Origin of the sequence: Burkholderia aenigmatica (assembly GCF_902499175.1) — a bacterium.
Taxonomy (GTDB): Bacteria; Pseudomonadota; Gammaproteobacteria; order Burkholderiales; family Burkholderiaceae; genus Burkholderia; species Burkholderia aenigmatica.
In genome coordinates this window covers 38,170-57,753 of the sequence record NZ_CABVQC010000047.1, presented here as the reverse complement: position 1 = coordinate 57,753, position 19,584 = coordinate 38,170, and the positions used below count along the sequence as shown (strand labels likewise).

Below are 19,584 nucleotides of genomic sequence, written 5' to 3'. Positions count from 1 at the left end.
ATGGCAGCCCTACTTGAAGTAGACAACCTCGGCGTGCGCTTCACGCGCAAGGACGCACCGCCGGTCGACGCCGTGAGCGGCGTGTCGTTCTCGCTCGAAGCCGGCAAGACGCTCGGCATCGTCGGCGAATCGGGCTCGGGCAAGAGCCAGACCGTGATGGCGCTGCTCGGCCTGCTGGCCGGCAACGGCGCGACGACCGGCGCCGCGCGCTATCGCGGCGACAACCTGCTCGAGATGGATGGGCGTGCGCTGAACAAGGTGCGCGGCGACCGGATCGCGATGATCTTCCAGGATCCGATGACGTCGCTCAATCCGTTCCTGACGATCGAGCGGCAGATGACCGAGACGCTGCAGCTGCACCGCAAGCTGTCGCGCAAGGAAGCGACCAAGCGCGCGATCGAGGCGCTCGAATCGGTGCGCATTCCCGACGCGGCGCGCCGCATCCGCATGTATCCGCACGAGTTCTCGGGCGGCATGCGCCAGCGCGTGATGATCGCGATGGCGCTGCTGTCCGAGCCGGAAATCCTGATCGCCGACGAGCCGACCACCGCGCTCGACGTGACCGTGCAGGCACAGATCATCGACCTGCTGCGCGAGCTGAACCGCGAGCGCGGCACGGCGATCGTGCTGATCACGCACGACATGGGCGTGGTCGCGGGCCTCGCCGACGACGTGATGGTCATGTATGCGGGCCGCACCGTCGAATACGCGCCGGCCGAGTCGATCTTCGCGGCGCCGTCGCATCCGTACACGATCGGCCTGCTCAACGCGCTGCCGCGCTTGACCGACGCGGACGATGCGCCGCTCGTCGCGATTCCCGGCAATCCGCCGATGCCCGGCACCGCGCCGGCCGGCTGCGCGTTCGCGAAGCGCTGCACGTATGCGGAAGAACGCTGCGGCGCGGCGCGCCCCGCGCTGGAAACCTATGGCGCCGTGGGCGCGGTGCGCGCGTGCCACCGTCCCGTGGCCGATCTGACGGGAGGTCTGCGATGAGCGTCAATGAACGCCGCCATGCCGGCGCGACGGACGACACGCTGCTGTCCGTCGATGGTCTGAAAGTGCATTTCCGCGTGCCGCTCGGCGGCTATCCGTGGTCGCCGAAAGGGACGCTGCGTGCCGTCGACGGCGTGTCGTTCGACGTGAAGCGCGGCGAGACGGTCGGGCTCGTCGGCGAATCGGGCTGCGGGAAGTCGACGCTCGCGCGTGCGCTGATCGGCCTCGTGCCGATGACGGCCGGCACGGTGAAATGGCGTGGCGATGCCGTGTCGCCCGATCACCTGCGCGGCACCACGATGCGGCGCGAAGTGCAGATGATCTTCCAGGATCCGCTCGCGTCGCTCGATCCGCGCATGACCATCGAGCAGGTCGTTGCGGAGCCGCTCGTCACGCATCAGGGCGGCCTCGGCCGCACCGAGGTGCGCCGCCGCGTGGTCACGATGCTCGAACGTGTCGGCCTGAACGCGCATCACCTGCTGCGCTATCCCCATGAATTTTCCGGTGGGCAATGCCAGCGCGTCGGCATCGCACGCGCGCTGATCGGCGAGCCGAAGCTCGTGATCTGCGACGAACCCGTATCGGCGCTCGACGTGTCGATCCAGGCGCAGATCGTGAACCTGCTGCGCGACCTGCAGCGCGAACTGTCGTTGTCCTATCTGTTCGTTGCACACGATCTGGCGGTGGTGAAGGCCATCAGCCAGCGCGTGCTCGTGATGTATCTCGGCCGCGTGATGGAGTTCGGCACGCGGCATGACGTGTACGGCGTGCCGCAGCACCCGTACACGAAGGCGCTGCTCGATGCGGCGCCGACGCCGGAGCCGGCGCGCGAGCGTGCTCGCCGTCCAATGCTGCTGGCGGGCGAGATGCCCTCGCCGCTCAACCCGCCGTCCGGCTGCGCGTTCCGCACGCGCTGCCCGGTCGCGATCGATGCGTGCGCGCAGGACGTGCCGCTGCCGGAAGTTCGGCAGGGGTCGGCCGCGCGTGTCGCGTGCATCCGCGCGGGTGTGGCGTGAGCTGAAGTGACGCAGAAAACATAACCAAGGCTGGTCAACAGGGGTAGGTGCGGCGCGAACGATCTTCGCGCCGCGGGTACAGGCGCGTCCTTAGCCGGGCACGCCGGGGGGCCGGGAGCGGATCGCAACCGGCGTGGACGATATCAACACAAGACGAGAATTACGATGAAAAAACAGAAGACGATCGGGACGGCATCGAAAATGCTGCTTGCATGGGGGCTGCCGGCACTCGCCGGTGTCTCGCTGACGGGCGTCGCGCACGCCGACGACGCGGCCCCCGCACCGCTGACGGTCGCACAGGCCGCACCGGGCACGACCGTTGCACAGGCAACGACCCCGAACGCCATTGTCAACGCCGAAGCGAACCAGGCCGTCACGCCGCCCGACGAGCCGTCGGCCCAGTCGCAGTCGAAGGGCTTCATTGCCGACAGCCATCTCAACTTCCTGTTCCGCAACTACGCGGACGTGCTCGATGCCAAGGGCGGGCCGCATCGCCACGCATGGGTCCAGGGGGCGATGGCGAACTTCGAGTCGGGCTATACGACGGGCCTGATCGGTATCGGTTTCGACGCGTCGCTGTATGCGGCGCTGAAACTCGACGGCGGCCAGGGCGCCGGCAGCATGGTGCACATCGCGAAGGGTGGCGGTGGCGGCAACCAGCTCGCATGGGCTTATCCCGGCATCTACGACGTAAAGGCGCGCATCTCGAACACGGTGGTCAAGTACGGTCTGCAGGCCGTCGACAACCCGTTCATGGAGCAGCACGATAACCGTGCGCTGCCGCCGACGTTCCTCGGTGCGACTCTCGTCAGCAATGAATTCAAGAACGTGATGCTCGAGGCCGGCAGCTTCACGAAGACCGATGCACGCGGTCACACGACGCTCACCAACCTGACGACGCAATACGGCGGCACGCGCATCAATCGCCTGTCGTATGTCGGCGGCACGTGGGATTACTCGCCGAATGGCGAAGTCGCGCTGTACGCGAACCAGGCCGACGACGTGTGGCACCAGTACTACGCGTCGGTGAAGCACAGCATCGGCAGCCCGCAGACGATCAAGTGGACGGGCTTCGGTAACGTCTACTCGACGCACGACACGGGCGATGCGCTGCAAGGCAAGATCAACAACAACGCATACAGCCTGTCGCTGGCCGCGCAGCATGGCCCGCACGAGCTGCTGCTCGGCTTCCAGCAGGTGCTCGGCGACCAGTTCTTCGACTACCTGAACGAAACGAACGGCATCTTCCTGACCAACTCGATGGACGTCGACTACAACGCGCCGCACGAAAAGTCGCTGCAGCTGCGTTACACGTTCTACGGCAAGGAAGCGGGCCTGCCGGGCTTCAAGGCGATGGTCTGGGGCGTGACGGGCTGGGGTGCGGACGGCAGCGCGGGTGCGGCGAACGACCCGAGCAAGTCGAGCATCTACTGGAGCAACGGCGCGCCGGTGCAGGGCCGTCACCACGAGTTCGGCTTCATCCCGTCGTACACGTTCCAGAGCGGCAAGCTGAAGGACACGAAGGTCACGTTCATCGCGATGTGGCACGCCGGTTCGTCGCACTACTCGGACGCGACGAACACCGAGTACCGTCTGGTCGTGAACCTGCCGCTGCACGCGTTCTGATCGAAGGGGGTGCATGCGCCCCCGCCTCGCACGGCCGGCCTGCGATCGAAACGATCAGGCCGGCTTGTGCAGCCCCGCGACCGGGTCGTTCGCAGCGGGCATGTCTTCCACGAGCGACGTGAGCTGGCGGCCCGTGTCGCGCCACGCGTCGAGGCCGCCGCGCAGCGCGAGCGCATCGGTGAAGCCGGCGTCGAGCAGGCGCTTCGCCATCAGCGCGGCCGTGAACTCGTTCGGGCACGAGCAATACACGACGAACTTCTGCGTGAGCGGATAGCGTGCGACGATGTCGCCGATCTGGCGCTCGTCCGCGAACTGCGCGCCGGGAATCGTGAACGGGTCGAGCTTGCGGTGTTCGGGCGAGCGCACGTCGAGGACCACCGGCGCGGACGTATCGCGCAGCAGCGAGTCGAGTTCGTCGACGCCGATCCGCGCGCTCGCGAGCTGGCGGATCAGCGCGCGGCGGCGCATCCAGCGGATCGCCGCGTACACCGCCAGCACCGCGACGGCCACCAGCAGCGCCACGCGGCCGAGCTGGCCCGCACCAGCGAACAGCCAGTCGATCTGGCGAGCGAACATCAGCCCGACCACCAGTCCGACGATCGTCCACAGCGCGGCGCCGAGCGCATCGTAGCCGACGAACGTGCGATAGCGCGTGCCGAACGCGCCGGCCATCGGCACCGACACGAGCGACAGCCCCGGAATGAAGCGCGCGACTGCAAGTACGCGCACGCCGTAGCGGCCGAAGAAGCGTTCGGTCTTTTTCACGCAGCTGTCACGCGACAGCGACAGCCGGCAGATCGTCTTCAGCGTCGTGCCGCCGTAGCGCCGGCCGGCGAGGTACCACACGGTGTCGCCGATCAGTGCGCCGAGCACCGACAGCATGACCACCGTGACCAGTTGCGAGCCGATCATCGCCGGATGCATCGCGGACATCGCGCCGAACAGCACGAGCGTCGGCATCGCGGGCACCGGCAGCCCGATGGCCGCCGCGAGCACGTTGGCGAAGACGAGAAGCGGCCCGTATTGGGCGACGAGGTCACGGAGGAGCATGACGGCTGGCCGAAAAGGAAACGCGTGCGGAAAGCACGCAGATGGGCCGATTATCGGCCTTTTTCAAGTCGGCGGAGGGAATAACGCAAAGCGCCTGACGGCGGCAGGGAGATGTCGGTGAGCCGGCGCCTGGCGCGCGGCTCACCGGTCGAAATCAGGAGGAGGTGCGGGCGAGCGATGCGGCGCCGTGGTTTTCGCCGGGGAGCTCGGCGCCGTGCGAGCGGATCGCCGCGATCAGTTCGGCCGGCGTGATCTCGTAACGGACTTCGCGATGGATGCCGGGCTTGCGTTCGTCGATCTCGATCAGCAGCACGCTCTTGCCGTCGCCGGTCGCTTCGAGCCGGAGCGAGCGCAGTTCGCGGCCGTCGGCCGGGTCGTGTTCGGTGAGCAGGGTCATTGCCCCGGATGAGCCGGTAGTGCGCATCGAACCTATCCTCGTATCGTGGATGCCGTAGTGGCGAAGATGTCTTTGTTGAATACAGCTTGACGCAGTTTAACGCGAACGGGCCGCAATTCGGAGCATTTTCGTGGGGGGAAATGAGGGCTGAACCACGGATCCTTCTGATGTTTGAGCCGCGCGGGGCGGGCGTTTCAGACGGATCGCGCGCGGCCGCGGCCGGCGCCTGACCGCCGTTCGCGGCCGGGCCGGCACGGGCAGCGACACGCGGTGCCACGCGTGTCGCCGCGGCGGTATCAGAAGCGGTCGGCGAGCCCCATCGCCGGGTCGCTGACCGAGTGGCGGCCGGTTTCGACGCGGCCGGCGACGCGGCGCGAGAAACTCGCGTCGCTGTCCGCGGTGACGATGAAGTCGTACCAGTGGCCGGTCGAGTCGAGCTGCCAGTGCAGTTCGGCCTGGTCGCCGGCGCGCACCGTGACCGTCCACGTGGTACCGGTGCCGCGATCGTGGCCGTGACCCTGGCTGTTGCCGTCCTCGTTACCCTGGCCATGTCCGCGATCGTCGTGTGCGCCGCGGCTGGACAGCGGCCCGTAGACCTGGTTCGACTTCACGGTGAAACGCACCGTTCCGCCGCCGTGGTTGCGCAGCCGCAGGTGGAGGCTGCCGCTCGCGCCCGCATAGCCGACGCGCACTTCCGGATGGGGCGCGCGAGCACCGGCCAGGCGGCTCAGGTCGCCGGTGAAGCGGCGGTGATAGCCGTTCGGGCCCAGCACCCACAAGTCATATTTACCGCCATTGTCGGCGCGCGCGGCCCAGTCGCCGCGGAGCGTCTTGCCCGGCTCGACGGCGTAGCGCTGCGGCAGGCGGTCGAGATTCAGCTTGTCATAGACGTGAAACACGGCGGCGGCGCGGCCCGTGTTCGCGAACGTCAGCGTGACCGTGCCGCTGCCGGCATCGGTCTGCGCGCTCGCATGCAGTTCGTAAGGCAACGCGCGCGACGGGCGCACGCCGGTGGCCTGCGCGGGCAGCGACGGTGCGGCCGGCGGCACGATCTTCGGCGCGGCCTGCTGTGCGGCGCTCAGCGCATCGACCTGGCTTTTGGTCGTATGGCCCGCGAGTGTCGGCAGCGGTTCGTTGTTCGGCGAGCGGAAATTGAACGCGCTCGTCAGGTCGCCGCACACCGCGCGGCGGTAGGCGCTGATCTGCGGCTCCGCGACGCCGAAGCGCTTTTCGAGGAAGAGCAGCGTCGACGTATGGTCGAACACCTGCGAGTTGACCCAGCCGCCGCGGCTCCACGGCGACACGATCCACATCGGCACGCGCGGGCCCGGGCCGTACGGACGGCCGTCGGTCGCCGGCTGGCTCGCCGTGGCCGGCGTGAAGTCGTGGTACTCGGCGGCGACGTCGGCGGCCGCCAGCGTATGGCCGCCCGCGAGCGTGCCGTCGGCGTTGCGCGACGGCACGGCCGGCGACGGCATGTGGTCGAAGAAGCCGTCGTTCTCGTCGTAGTTGACCAGCAGCACGGTCTTGCTCCACACCTCCGGGTTCGCCGTCAGCGCATCGAGCACGGCCTGCACGTACCAGCCGCCCTGCGCCGGGCTCGACGGCCCCGGGTGTTCGCTGTACACGGACGGCGGGATGATCCACGACACCTCGGGCAGCGTGCCGTTGCGGATGTCGTCGCGGAACGACTCGAGGAAGCCGTACGGCATCGTGTTGCCGAAGCCTTTCGCGAGCGGGCTCAGCGGATCGTCGATCGCCGGGTCGTAGAACGCGCCGGCCGCCGTCACCGGCTGCGTGATGTCCGTCGATGCGACGTACGCCGGCCGGCGTGCGGGCGGCATCTGCTCGATCGCCGCGCGCCAGTGGCGGAAGCTCATCATCTCGTTGCAGCCGAAGTTGTCGATCAGGCTCTGGTAGACCTTCCAGTTCACGCCGGCCTGCTGCAGCCGGTCGGCATAGGTGGTCCAGGTCCAGCCCTGGCTCGACGGGCCGATGTCGTTGCCGCCGTTGAACTGGTTGTTCAGCGCGGCGATCTTCACGCGGCTGCCGTCGGCCGGGCTGATGCCGTTCGGGCCGTTGGTGCCGCTCCAGTAGAACAGGCGGTTCGCGATCGTGCCCGTGTGCATCCCGCAGTGATAGTGGTCGCACAGCGTGAACGCATCGGCGAGCGCGCGCTGGAACGGTACTTCCGCCGCGTCGTAATAGCCCATCGACAGCGGCGTCTTCGCGTCGGGCCAGCGGTTCATCCGGCCGTGGTCCCACGCGGCCTGCGCATCGGCCCATGTGTGCGGCGTGCCGCCCGCGCGCTGGGCGTTGCCCTGGCTCGCGTCGAGGTGATACGGCGTGACGGTGGTGGCGGGCGTCGGCTTCGTGTACGTCTGGTAGAACACGTTGCGGCCGTTCGGCGACGGCACCGCAAAGCGGTCGCCGTAACCGCGCACGCCCTTGAACGTGCCGAAGTAGCTGTCGAATGCGCGGTTCTCCATCATCAGCAGCACGACGTGCTTCACGTCCTTGATGGTCCCCGTTTCGTGAAACGCGGGAATCGCGAGCGCACGGCGGATGCTCGGCGGAAACGCGGACAGCGCGGCGGCGGCGAGGCCGGAAGTGGCGGTCTGCTGGAGGAATTTGCGGCGTGACGTCATGGCGTTCGGGTCCTGTGATGATGGGAGCGTTCGTGACTTCGTCTGGTGGCGCCCGTGCGTCGCCCCCCCTGGGACGATTCGCGCTGCGTGTGCGTTCGGGTGCATCGGCCGCATGGGGCGGAGGTGCGCGCATCGCGCGCGATGCGTGATGCGCGCAGATGCTTTGGCCGTTGCCGCGATCCTGCGCGACGCGCGCTCGTGATGCGCGGGCCAGGGTGTCGGCACACGCCGGCCCGGCGCATGCCGGGCTGGGCGGCGCCCAGTCTAGGGAGACGACGTGACGTCGACGTGATGAAGACATGACATCGCATGTCGCTTGCGTGACGTTGTGTGCGCAACGATTTGTTCAGACGCGACGCACGGTTGAAAAAGGTCGGGAATTACCGATTTCCGCATGCGTGACCGGTCATAATTTTCCGGATTCCATTCGAATCGCGTGGCGAAGTTCGTTGCGGATGCAACATGACGTGCGACGGCGTGACGACCATGTTTCAAATGCGTGAAATCGGATAAGCTCGTCACATTGCTGCGCGTACGCGCAGTCCGCGCCTTCAGCGCGACTTTTTGGAACCGGCCCACCCATGACCGACATCAAGATCCGGCACAGCGAGACGCACGACGTCGACGCGATCCGGCAGATCGCCGCGCATCCCGCGGTGTATGCGAATACGTTGCAGCATCCGTTTCCGTCGCTCGAGAAGTGGCAGAAGCGGCTCGATGGCGTGCGCGAGCGCGGCATGAGCCTTGTCGCCGAAATCGACGGCGTCGTGGTCGGCCATCTCGGCCTGGACCTCGAGCCGAATCCGCGCCGGCGTCATGCGGCGGGGCTCGGCATGATGGTCGATGCGGCGTATCACGGGCGCGGTGTCGGCAGCCGGTTGCTTGCGGCCGCGATCGATCTCGCGGAAAACTGGCTGAACGTCACGCGTCTCGAGCTGACCGTGTTCACCGACAACCGCGCGGCGATCGCGCTCTACGAGAAGCACGGCTTCCGGATCGAGGGCGAATCGCCGGGTTATGCGTTGCGCGACGGCGTGCATGTGTCCGTGTATCACATGGCACGGATCAAGGCACGGCAGTAAAGGCTCGGCCGACGCGTATCCGCCAGCAGGCGCGGCCGCGAGGCCGCGCGTCATATTCATTCGAGAATTCATTCGTTTTCTGCCGGCTGCACCCGTCGTATCGTTGAACGATTTGCCGGTCGCCTCGGCCGGCGTGCGCTTTTCCGCAACGATCCTGAGCGGCGTTGCACGTCGGCTGGCTTCATCGTCATCGCTTCATGGCTCACGCATCACAGCCATCGCTTCGCGCGCCGCACCTCCCCGCAACCGCCTCTTTCAACGGACCCGCTTCGATGAAATCCGCTCTACGGAATCTGACTGCCGCCTGCCTGTTCGCCGCCGCGGGTGCGGCGTTTGCCGCTGCCACGCCCACGGGCGCCGCGGTGACGAGCGCATCGCCCGACGGCGCGCATCTGCCGCCCGGCATCGCATGGCAGCACGGCGACGTCGACGCCGCCTTCGCGTTGGCGAAGCGTACCGGCAAGCCGCTGCTGCTCTACTGGGGCGCGGTGTGGTGTCCGTCATGCAACCAGGTGAAGTCGACGATCTTCAGCCAGCAGGCCTTCAAGACCCGCTCGTCGTTCTTCGTGCCCGTGTATCTCGACGGCGATACCGAAAGCGCGCAGAAGCTCGGCGAGCGTTTCAAGGTGCACGGCTATCCGACGATGATCCTGTTCCGACCCGACGGCACCGAAGTGACGCGGCTGCCGGGCGAAGCCGATCTCGACCGCTACATGCAGGCGCTGTCGCTCGGGATGACGGCTGCGCATCCGGTGCGGCAGACGCTCGCGACCGCGCTGAAGAACGGTGCATCGCTGACGCCGGACGAATGGCGCCTGCTGGCCGACTATTCGTGGGACACCGACGGTGCGCTGCCGGTGCCGGCCGATCGCGTCGCCGAGACGCTGCAGTCGCTCGCGCAACGCGCGCGCGCGGCCGGCGCGAAGGCCGAATCGGCGCGCTTCGCGCTGAAGGCGGCCGTGGTCGCCGCGTCCAACGATCCGGCGCAGGCCGGCGCGCTCGACAAGGCAGCGCTTGCCGATTCGCTGCGCACGGTGCTGCAGGATCCCGCATGGTCGCGGGCCGATTCGGACGTGCTGGTCGCGGCGCCCGCGCGCGTGGTCGCGTATCTCGGCGGCGGCGATGCGCAGCGCGCGAAATTGCGCGGCGCATACGACGCGGCGCTTGCGCGGCTGTCGACGGACACCACGCTGTCGTCGATCGACCGGCTGATGGCGCTGCACGGCCGCGTGCTGCTCGCGCGCGGCGATGCGCACAAGGGCGCGCCGCTGACTGCGCCGGCGCTGGCCGATACCGCGCGCAAGCAGATCGCCGCATCGGTGCAGGGGGCCGCGAATGCCTACGAGCGGCAGGCGCTCGTCAGCGAAGGCGCGGACACGCTGACCGACGCGGGCCTGTACGGCGAGTCGGAAGCGTTGCTGAAGGCCGAGCTGCCGCGTTCGTCCACCCCGTACTACTTCATGTCCGGGCTGGCCGCGAATGCGAAAGCGCGTGGCGACAAGGCCGCGGCGCTCGACTGGTACCGCAAGGCATACGACGCGGCGAGCGGGCCGGCGACGAAGCTGCGCTGGGGTGCGACCTATTTTGCGAATGCGGTCGAACTGGCGCCGGATGATTCGGCGCGCATCGAAGGGATTGCCGCGAGCGTGCTCGCGCAGGCCGACAAGACCCGGGACGCGTTCTACGGCGCGAACCTGCGCGCGTTGACCAAGGTCGTCACGCAGCTGAACCGCTGGCGCGGCAGCGGCGCACACGATGCATCGGTCAGGTCGATCGCGAAGCAGTTCGACGGCATCTGTGGGAAACTGCCCGCCGGCGATCCGCAGGCAAGCGCCTGCGCGCGCCTGATCCAGCCGGTCAAGGCATAGCATCCGGTGGCACCGCGTGCGCTTTCGGGATGCCGGCCGGCGCTTTTCCCGATACCAACGAGGCCACCGACACCATGCCCCATCTGACGCTCGAATATTCCGCGAACCTCGACGGGTTCGACGCCGGCGCGACCTTGCGTGCGCTCAATGCCGTCCTGGCCGCGTCCGGCCATTTCGACGAGCTCGACATCAAGAGCCGCGCGCTGCGGTTCGATACCTTCGCGGTCGGCACGTCGCCGGCGCCGCGCGCGTTCGTCCATGCGAAGCTCGCGGTGCTGAGCGGCCGGACGACTGACGTCAAGCGCGAATTCTCGGAGCAGGTGCTGGCGGAACTGAAGCGGCACGTCGTCGCGCCGCTAGGCACGCACCTGCAACTGTGCGCGGAAATACTGGAGCTGGAGCGCGAGTCCTACGCGAAAGCGAGCATCGAGCCGCGCTGACCGGTGCGCGCTGCGCGGGCCGGGAACGCGGCGCTGACGCGAGCGCGGTTCACGGGTTCGAAACTCGACTATTGGCCCGTGGCGTACGCGCCGCGATGACCGTATCCGGCGCCTGTGGCCTGCGGCGCGCCCTGTTGCCGGGCGATCTTCGCTTCGGCGGCTTGAATGCTGGCAGGGTAGAACCAGTCGCTCGGCTGAAAGCCGGCCTTTTTCAGTGCAACCACTTCTGAATGAACTTCGGCGCGCGTGAGCGGCGAGTTGGCTTGCGCCTGCGCGGCGACGGGAGCGGCGAATGCGGCCGCGAGGGCGATCGTGCGGATCAGCGGGTTCATGAGCGGATACCTCCATGTTTTCGACGGTGCCGATCGCACACGGTGACCGTCGAAACCAGTGTAGGCCTCGCCCGACTCGCGAAAAATGCCGCTACGCCCAACGTAGTGTTCTGCGGAAGACAACAATGAGCGAGCCGTCGAGCGTGCCTGAACGGCGCCCGGCAAAAAGGGGAGGAGCGGGGAGGAACCGGCCGCATCGACGCGGCCGGCGGGCGGCGGCCCTGAGACGGGCCTCCGCGGAGGGTGTTACACGAGCCCCGTCGTGTAGTACACGGCGATCACGAAGAACACGGCGAGCGTCTTGATGACTGTGACCGCGAAGATGTCGCGATACGACTCGCGGTGCGTGAGGCCCGTGACCGCGAGCAGCGTGATCACCGCGCCGTTGTGCGGCAGCGTGTCCATGCCGCCGCTCGCCATCGCGACGACCCGGTGCAGCACGTCCAGCGGGATATTGGCGGCCTGCGCACCCTTGACGAACAGGTCCGACATTGCGGCGAGCGCGATGCTCATGCCGCCCGACGCCGAGCCCGTGATGCCGGCGAGCGAGCTGACCGACACGGCCGCGTTGACGAGCGGGTTCGGAATGCTCTTCAGCGCATCGCCCACGACCAGGAAGCCCGGCAGTGCGGCGATCACGCCACCGAAGCCGTATTCCGACGCGGTGTTCATCGCGGCGAGCAGCGCGCCGCCGACGGCGGCCTTCGAGCCGGCCGCGAAGCGATCGCTGACGCGCTTGAACGCGGTCAGCACCACCAGCACGATGCCGAGCAGCAGCGCGGCCTCGACCGACCAGATCGCGACGACCGTCTTGATCGATGCCGTGACGGGCGCATGCACGCCCGGCAGCACGTCCGGCGCGACCGTGTACGACGCGGCGCCATACCACTGCGGGATCAGCTTCGTGAACGCGAAGTTCGACACGCCGACGAGGATCAGCGGCAGGATCGCGAGTGCCGGATTCGGCAGCGACGTCGTCTCGACGCGCTCCGGCTCGTTGACGAGTGACGTGCCGTAGCCTTCTCCCTTCGCCATCGCCGAGCGGCGGCGCCATTCCAGATAGCTGAGGCCGACGACGATGATGAACAGCGAGCCGATCGTGCCGAGTGCGGGCGCGGCCCACGCGGTCGTCTTGAAGAACGTGGTCGGGATGATGTTCTGGATCTGCGGCGTGCCGGGCAGCGAATCCATCGTGAACGAGAACGCGCCGAGCGCGATCGCGCCGGGCATCAATCGTTTCGGAATGTTGCTCTGGCGATAGAGTTCGGCCGCGAACGGATAGACCGCGAACACCACGACGAACAGCGACACGCCGCCATAGGTGAGTAGCGCGCACACCGCGACGATCACCGCATTCGCACGCGAGCGGCCGATGTAGCGGATGGCCGCATGGACGATCGACTCGGAGAACCCGGAGAGTTCGATCACCTTGCCGAATACCGCGCCGAGCATGAACACCGGGAAATACAGTTTGACGAAGCCGACCATCTTCTCCATGAAGATGCCGGAGAAGACCGGGGCGACGGCGGCGGGGTCGGTCAGGAGCACCGCGCCGAGCGCGGCGATCGGCGCGAACAGGATCACGCTGTAGCCGCGATACGCGGCAAACATCAGGAACGCCAGCGCGGCGAGGACGATCACGAAAGACAAGGGAGTCTCCTAATGGCTTTGGTTGTTGTTCGATCGCGCGACGCGCCGCGGACCGGCTCAGGTTCGTGCAGGTTTCGTGCCATCGGCCGGATTGCGCCGCCGGACGTGGGTCCGCCGGAGACCGGCGGGCCCGCGCCGGTCGTTGTCTGACGATTCTACATAAAACGTCTCGATCCGGAGACGAAATGGCCATCCGGCCAGCCCGTGGAATCGGGCAGGGCTTTCCCGGACAACGCATTGGGGCGTGTCTCCGAAGTGAGATAATCCGTCTCGATCCGGAGACAACCGGTCGAAAATACACGGAGACGAAGACACGATGATGAACGATTGGGCCCGCCTGCCCGTCAACTACGGCGACGTGCTGCGGCGCGCCGCCGAGTCGCTGTTCCGGACCTTCGAGGATTCGAGCGCGGGCACGGTGGTCGTCGATCGCGATGCGCGCGTCGTGTGGATGAACGAACGGTACGCGGCGCGTTTCGGTTTCGCGGATCCGCAGCAGGCCGTCGGCCTCGACTGCGAGGCGGTGATCCCGAACAGCCTGATGCGCGAGGTCGTGTCGACCGGGCAGCCAATCCTGCTCGACATCATGGAGACAGGCCGCGAGCCGCTCGTCGTCACGCGCCTGCCGCTGAAGAACGAGGCCGGCGAAACGGTCGGCGCGATCGGCTTCGCGCTGTTCGATCAGTTGAAGACGCTCACGCCGATTTTTTCCCGTTATGCACAGCTTCAGCAGCAACTGATCGCGACGCAGCGTTCGCTCGCGCAGGCGCGTCGCGCGAAATACACGTTCGCGAGCTTCGTCGGCACGAGCGCCGCGAGCCTCGAAACCAAGCGCCAGGCGCGCCGCGCCGCGCAGGTCGATTCGCCGGTGCTGCTGCTCGGCGAGACGGGCACCGGCAAGGAACTGCTCGCGCATGCGATCCATGCGGCGTCGGCGCGTGCACTCCAGCCGCTCGTGACCGTCAACGTCGCCGCGATTCCCGACACGCTGCTCGAAACCGAATTCTTCGGCGCCGCGCCCGGTGCGTACACGGGCGCCGATCGCAAGGGGCGCGTCGGCAAGTTCGAGCTGGCCGATCGCGGCACGCTGTTTCTCGACGAGATCGGCGACATGCCGCTGCCGCTGCAGGGCAAGCTGCTGCGCGTGCTGCAGGACAAGGAATTCGAGCCGGTCGGCTCGAACCGGATCGTGCGTGCGGACGTCCGGATCATCGCTGCCACGAGCGCCGACCTGCCGGCGCTGGTCGCGGCCGGGCGTTTCCGCGCGGATCTCTATTACCGGCTGAACGTGCTGACGATCCACGCGCCGCCGCTGCGCGAGCGCGCGTCCGACATCGCGGCGCTCGTCTACGCGACGCTCGAGGAACTGGCCGCGCAGCACGGCCGCGCCGCCCATTGCGAGCTGACCGACGATGCGCTGCGGATGCTCTGTGCGTATCCGTGGCCCGGCAACGTGCGCGAGTTGCGCAATACGCTCGAACGCGCGCTGATGCTGTCGGACCGGTCGGTGATCGATGCGCGTGCGCTCGCGCCGTTCCTTGGGCCGGTGCGCGTATCGACGGACGGCGCAGCATCGGCGCAGCGGGCGGCCGTATCGCCGGCCGAGCGGCGGGCGGGCGAGGTGCCTGCTGCGCCGGCCGCTTCGTATGCGGATGCGTTGGCAGCGTGGGAGCGCCAGTTCCTGACCGATGCGCTGGCGGCCTGCGACGGGAAGGTGGTGGAAGCGGCGGCGCGCATCGGGATCGGCCGCGCGACGCTGTACAAGAAGCTGGCGGCGCTGGGCATCGACCGGTAGGCCGATCGGCAAAGCCGGCGCGGTCGGACGTGACGCATCGAACAGGAGATCACGATGAAGCGGATCGGCATCGCAGGGTGGCTGGCGATGATGCTGGCGACCACTGTGCTCGCGCAGTCGGGCGACGTCGACGCGCCCGAGGCGCGGCGCAACTGGTACAACGATCCATTTATCGCGCTGTCGCAGGACGTGGCCGAATGCCCGTTGCCGCTCGGCCCGTGGATGACCCGGGCCGAGATGACGGACGATGCGCATTACCGCGCGGAACGCGGCACCACCTGCTGGCTCGCGCACCGCTGCTCGAAGCCGAACTCGTATATGTATGACGCACCGATCGCCGACGCGGTGAAGGCGCACTTCGCCGGCTCCGATCGGCTGCATGGCACGAGCCTGTGGATCACCGTGCAGCGGCGTTTCATTTACGTCGAAGGATGTGCGGATACGGCGTTCGATCGGCAGGCGTTGCAACGCGAACTCGAGGTGCTTCCGGACGTCGAGCAGGTATTCGTTCGCATCACCGACGATCCGCGCAAGCGCTTGCCGTACAAGGCGCGCGGGCAACCCGGCCGCACGCCGGACTGACGGTGGAAGGGCCGCGCATGGCATACTCGCGACATTCAAAAAAGGGTTGACGGGAAGAACAATGAAACACATGCTTGCGTCGGTCTGTCGGCGGCCTCGGGCGGCCGTCGTGTTGGCTCTGGTTGCAGGGCTCGGCGGGTGCGGCGGCGCCGCGCCACTGTTCACCTCGGACGGGCGTCCGACTACGCAGGTGCAATGCACCGGCCGCGACTGGAGCAATTGCACGGACAACGCCCGGGCGATCTGCAACGGGGATTTCGACGTGCTTCAGCAATCGAGTGATGACACAACGCGAAATCTTCTCTTCGCGTGCAAGAAGAAAAGCGGTTATTGATCCCGAGATAACCGGCTGAGGAGACCACGATCGGGCGAAGCGCTTTTCTGTTGGCTGAGCGTCATTTATTTTTCACGAATAACCCTCACGGAGTCCCATCCATATGGCGACCTACAGGCAACTGACCGTGCAGCTCGAACGGCTTCAGCAAAAGATCGACAAGGAGCGCGAAAAGGCGATTGCCGATGCGATTGCCGATATCCGCGCGAAAATCGAGGAATACGACATTACGCCGGAAGAGCTCGGGTTTCGCCCGGTAGGGGGAGCCGCTGCCACAGCGAAGCCGAAGCGGACGTCGCCGCCGAAATACCAGAACCCGAAGACGGGCGAAACCTGGAGTGGCCGCGGGCGGGCGCCGGCGTGGCTCGGCAAGAATCGCGAGCGTTTCCTGATCAAGGACTGACTCCCGAAAAACCTCACCTTTCGCGTGCTGACTGACGGTGCGAATGGCCTTACGGCCGTCGCACCGTTTTGTTTTTGTGCATTCCCGGCGTGATTCCCGCTGGCGTATTGAACTGCGACGCCGCGCAATTAACGGATCCCGTTTTGCGAATTCGCCGCGATTCGACCGCATATCGCGGCGAATTCCCGTAAACAGACCTGCAATTGCGCAGCCTATGCGCATCGGCCAGCGCCATTCTCGCGGTGCACGCGTGCCGCGAATTCCGATCACCGCTCGCATGTTTGTGGATGGCGCCGTGCAATTCCCGAAGATACTCACCATAGCTCCTGTAAATCCTCACCTTTGACGAAGCGGACGCGGCGTCGCACCGCATGCCGGCACCGGGTGCGCCGAGCGAATGGGCTCGGCCGGTGCGCGGCGATGGCGGGCCGTGCTCGTGTTGCAGGCTCATGGTGCGAGCGTTGATGCGTGTCGAATAGTCGGCCGTTCGGCATATAGGCAGCCGCATGCGCTTCGCCTATGCTTGGGGTTCGCGTCGATCGGCGTATGGCGCGGTGCGTGCCGCACGCCGATCGAGTCGTCTATCGTTACCGCAGGGAGCCGATGTGACCGTTCGCCATCTCGATGCGTTGTTCCAGCCCAAGTCCGTTGCGGTCGTCGGCGCGTCGTCGCGCGTGGGCAGTATCGGCGCGATGGTGTGGTCGCGCGTGCTCGACGGTGCATTCCAGGGGCCCGTGTGGCCCGTCAATCCGAAGTATCGTGACCTGCACGGGCATGCGGTCGTTTCCGATGTCGACCGGTTGCCCGCGCCGCCGTCGGTTGCGGTGATCTGTACGCCGCCCGCGACCTGGGCCGGCATCGTGCGCAAGCTCGGCGAGCTCGGCACGCGCGTCGCGGTGATCGTCGGCGAGGCGCGCACGGACGCCGATCGCGCCGCGCTCGATCGCACGCTGAAGGCGGCGAAGCCGTTCGTGCTTCGTATCGTCGGGCCGGGCAGTCTCGGCGTGCTGTCGCCTGCGCGGCATGCGCATTTCGGTGCTCCGGCCTATACGGTGCGATCGGGCGGCGTCGCGTGGGTGTCGCAATCGAATGCGCTGACGAACGCGGTGCTCGGCTGGGCCGACGCGCGGGGCCTCGGCTTTTCGCATGTCGTCGCGCTCGGTGGCGAGTCCGACGTCGATGCGGGCGACGTGCTCGACTATCTCGCGAGCGATCCCGGCACGCGCGCGATCCTGCTCGAACTCGATACCGTGCGCGCCGCGCGCAAGTTCATGTCGGCCGCGCGCGCGGCCGCGCGCAACAAGCCGGTGCTCGCATTGCGCACCGGTCGCGCGGATCCCGGCGACGCGCTCTATACGGCGGCGTTCCAGCGCGCGGGGATGGTGCGTGTCGATGCGCTCGACGATCTGCTCGACGAGATCGAGACGCTCGGCGTCGGCCGCGTCACCGCGCGCGGCGCGGCCACGCTGGTGACGAGCGATGCGGGCGTCGCGAAACTCGCGGTCGATGCGGTGGCCGAGGTGCGTGACGTGCTGGCCGACTGGTCACCCGCGGCCACGTCGGCCGTGTCGGCTGCGCTGCCGCATCTCGCGTCGCCCGGCAATCCGCTGACACTGGGCGACGATGCGCGCCCCGAGCATTTTGCTGCGGCGATCAAGGCGCTCGCGCCGTTCCCGCAAACAGGCACGCTGTTCGTCGTCCATTCGACCTCCCACAGTGCGCCGGCCGATGCGGTTGCGCACACGCTGATCGAAGCGCGGCAGCATGCGCATCGCGGCATCCTCGCGTGTTTCTTCGGCGCGGTCGATGCCGCGACGCGCGATGCCCTTCACGCGAACGGCATTCCCGTGCACACCACGCCGCAGCGGCTCGCACGCGCATATGCGCGTCTCGTCGACTACAGCCTCGGGCGGCAACTGCTGATGCAAACGCCCGAGGGTACGCTGCCACAGCCGGCCGAGTGTGTGGCATCCGCACAGGCCGAGGCGCGCCGGATGGTCGAAGCGGGCCAGCATGAGCTGACTGGCGAAGCCGCGGTGCGCTGGCTGTCGCATTTCGGCCTGCAGGGTGAGCCGGCCGTCGAGCCGGCCGGCACGAAAGTCGTCGATGTCACGGTCGACATGTACGACGATTCGAACTTCGGCCCGGTGTTTCGCTATGCCGTGCCGCCTGCGGACGGCGTATCGGCGCCGTTCGTCGTCTATGGCCTGCCGCCGCTGAACACCGTGCTCGCTCGTGCGGTGATGGAGCGCTCGCCGTATGCGCGCAGCACACCCATCGAGCCGACGCTCGACGCGTTGACGGCGCTGTCGCAGGTCGTCTGCGACGTGCGCGAAGTCGTTGCGATGTCGGTCACGCTGCGCGTGCGGTCCGACCGCGCGCACGTGATTGCGCCGCGCGTCACGCTGGCCGCGGGGCGCAGCCGGCTCGCGATCATGCCGTATCCGCGCCACCTCGAACAGACGCTCGAGTGGCGCGGCGAGACTGTGACGATCCGCCCGATCCGTCCCGAAGACGAGGCTGCGCACAATGAACTGCTCGGCGCGATGACGCCGGACGATCTGCGGATGCGTTTCTTCGGCGCGGTGCGCAGCTTCGATCATTCGCAGGTGGCGCGCATGACGCAGATCGATTACGACCGTGAGATGGCCTTTATCGTGTCGTTCACCGATGTGTCCGGGCGGGATCACACGCTTGCGGTAGCACGCGCGGTTGCGGATCCCGACAACGAGACGGCGGAGTTCGCGATCGCGGTACGACCCGATCAGAAGGGCAAGGGCCTTGGCCGGCTGATGATGGCCCGGATCATCGACTATGCGCGCTCGCGCGGAACCGCATGGATGATCGGCGAGGCGCTGCGCGAGAACTCGGCGATGATCTCGCTTGCGAAGTCGTGCGGTTTTGCTGTGTCGACGACGGAGGAGCCCGGCGTCGTGGGCTTCCGGATGAAGCTGCAGCCGTAGCGTCTGCCGGCGATCCGACGCACGGAGACGTTGCATGTCGTGGACGTCTCTGGCTTCCCGGCATGTTGCGGATATTATCGATAAGGAATGCAGAGCATTTGAACGTGTCTCGCGAGCGGAGCAACCACGAACGTGTCGGCGCCTGTTCGCAACGGTAATACCGACGCTCATATGGCGTTGCGAGACGCGTGCCGCTTGCCGCGATATCCATCCCGCGCCACTGTTTTCTGCAAGGTGTCTACACGCATTGACCGCCGCATTTCAGCCTCGAAAATTCGAATTTTCCCAATAGGTGAGACTTTTCGGGATCCGCTGGTGAGCTTCTTCGGGAAGGTCGAGGTGAGCCGATACGGGAGCGCTTGGTGAGCCTTCCCGGGAGTAGCCGGTGAGCCTCTACGGGAGTGG

General features: G+C 67.2%; 16 protein-coding genes. 11 read left to right on the top strand and 5 right to left on the bottom strand.

The annotated features are described in order from the left end of the window. The 3 genes from BDO18943_RS28395 (at nt 1) to BDO18943_RS28385 (ending at nt 3,635) form a co-directional block, all read left to right on the top strand. The gene (locus BDO18943_RS28395) at nt 1-993 is read left to right on the top strand and encodes an ABC transporter ATP-binding protein (RefSeq protein WP_043181200.1); all 993 of its coding nucleotides are present in this window, start codon (nt 1-3) and stop codon (nt 991-993) included. Further along, complete coding sequence (locus BDO18943_RS28390) at nt 990-2,009, top strand: ABC transporter ATP-binding protein (protein ID WP_175024892.1); 1,020 nt, start codon at nt 990-992, stop codon at nt 2,007-2,009. Before BDO18943_RS28395 ends, BDO18943_RS28390 begins: the two co-directional genes overlap by 4 nt. A 165-nt stretch (nt 2,010-2,174) precedes the next feature. Further along, complete coding sequence (locus BDO18943_RS28385) at nt 2,175-3,635, top strand: OprD family porin (protein WP_043181196.1); 1,461 nt, start codon at nt 2,175-2,177, stop codon at nt 3,633-3,635. Between the two features lie 54 nt (nt 3,636-3,689). On the opposite strand, the gene BDO18943_RS28380 is transcribed toward BDO18943_RS28385, so the two are convergent. The 3 genes from BDO18943_RS28380 to BDO18943_RS28370 form a co-directional block, all read right to left on the bottom strand. Then, nucleotides 3,690-4,685: a DedA family protein/thiosulfate sulfurtransferase GlpE gene (locus BDO18943_RS28380; protein ID WP_175024891.1), complete on the bottom strand. Its 996-nt coding sequence runs from the start codon at nt 4,683-4,685 to the stop codon at nt 3,690-3,692. 154 nt (nt 4,686-4,839) lie between these two features. Further along, on the bottom strand, nt 4,840-5,109 hold the full coding sequence (locus BDO18943_RS28375; RefSeq protein WP_011353737.1) for a hypothetical protein: 270 nt from the start codon (nt 5,107-5,109) through the stop codon (nt 4,840-4,842). A gap of 269 nt (nt 5,110-5,378) precedes the next feature. Then, complete coding sequence (locus BDO18943_RS28370; protein ID WP_175024890.1) at nt 5,379-7,730, bottom strand: phosphocholine-specific phospholipase C; 2,352 nt, start codon at nt 7,728-7,730, stop codon at nt 5,379-5,381. Between the two features lie 581 nt (nt 7,731-8,311). Between BDO18943_RS28370 and BDO18943_RS28365 the strand changes: the two genes are divergently transcribed. The 3 genes from BDO18943_RS28365 to BDO18943_RS28355 all read left to right on the top strand — a co-directional run bounded on the left by BDO18943_RS28365 (nt 8,312) and on the right by BDO18943_RS28355 (nt 11,120). Next, complete coding sequence (locus BDO18943_RS28365; protein ID WP_175024889.1) at nt 8,312-8,812, top strand: GNAT family N-acetyltransferase; 501 nt, start codon at nt 8,312-8,314, stop codon at nt 8,810-8,812. 272 nt (nt 8,813-9,084) lie between these two features. After that, nucleotides 9,085-10,680: a thioredoxin family protein gene (locus tag BDO18943_RS28360; RefSeq protein ID WP_175024888.1), complete on the top strand. Its 1,596-nt coding sequence runs from the start codon at nt 9,085-9,087 to the stop codon at nt 10,678-10,680. Nucleotides 10,681-10,754: 74 nt separating this feature from the next. Beyond that, nucleotides 10,755-11,120, top strand: coding sequence for a 5-carboxymethyl-2-hydroxymuconate Delta-isomerase (locus BDO18943_RS28355; protein ID WP_175024887.1), 366 nt, complete (start codon nt 10,755-10,757; stop codon nt 11,118-11,120). A gap of 68 nt (nt 11,121-11,188) precedes the next feature. On the opposite strand, the gene BDO18943_RS28350 is transcribed toward BDO18943_RS28355, so the two are convergent. After that, complete coding sequence (locus BDO18943_RS28350) at nt 11,189-11,452, bottom strand: DUF4148 domain-containing protein (protein WP_175024886.1); 264 nt, start codon at nt 11,450-11,452, stop codon at nt 11,189-11,191. 246 nt (nt 11,453-11,698) lie between these two features. Further along, nucleotides 11,699-13,102 (bottom strand): GntP family permease, encoded by a 1,404-nt coding sequence (locus BDO18943_RS28345; RefSeq protein WP_175024885.1) that lies wholly within the window; start codon nt 13,100-13,102, stop codon nt 11,699-11,701. A 316-nt stretch (nt 13,103-13,418) separates the two neighbouring features. On the opposite strand from BDO18943_RS28345, the gene BDO18943_RS28340 reads away from it, so the two are divergent. The 5 genes from BDO18943_RS28340 (at nt 13,419) to BDO18943_RS28320 (ending at nt 19,179) form a co-directional block, all read left to right on the top strand. After that, entirely contained in the window at nt 13,419-14,897 is a 1,479-nt protein-coding gene (locus BDO18943_RS28340; RefSeq protein ID WP_175024884.1) for a sigma-54 interaction domain-containing protein, read from the top strand. A 54-nt stretch (nt 14,898-14,951) separates the two neighbouring features. Next, complete coding sequence (locus BDO18943_RS28335; protein ID WP_175024883.1) at nt 14,952-15,479, top strand: BON domain-containing protein; 528 nt, start codon at nt 14,952-14,954, stop codon at nt 15,477-15,479. A 61-nt stretch (nt 15,480-15,540) separates the two neighbouring features. Further along, nucleotides 15,541-15,813 carry a hypothetical protein gene (locus BDO18943_RS28330; protein WP_175024882.1) on the top strand — a complete coding sequence of 91 codons (273 nt, stop codon included), beginning with the start codon at nt 15,541-15,543 and terminating at the stop codon, nt 15,811-15,813. A 103-nt stretch (nt 15,814-15,916) separates the two neighbouring features. After that, complete coding sequence (locus tag BDO18943_RS28325; RefSeq protein ID WP_043181183.1) at nt 15,917-16,216, top strand: H-NS histone family protein; 300 nt, start codon at nt 15,917-15,919, stop codon at nt 16,214-16,216. A 605-nt stretch (nt 16,217-16,821) separates the two neighbouring features. Beyond that, complete coding sequence (locus BDO18943_RS28320) at nt 16,822-19,179, top strand: GNAT family N-acetyltransferase (protein WP_175024881.1); 2,358 nt, start codon at nt 16,822-16,824, stop codon at nt 19,177-19,179. Nucleotides 19,180-19,584 lie beyond the last annotated feature (405 nt).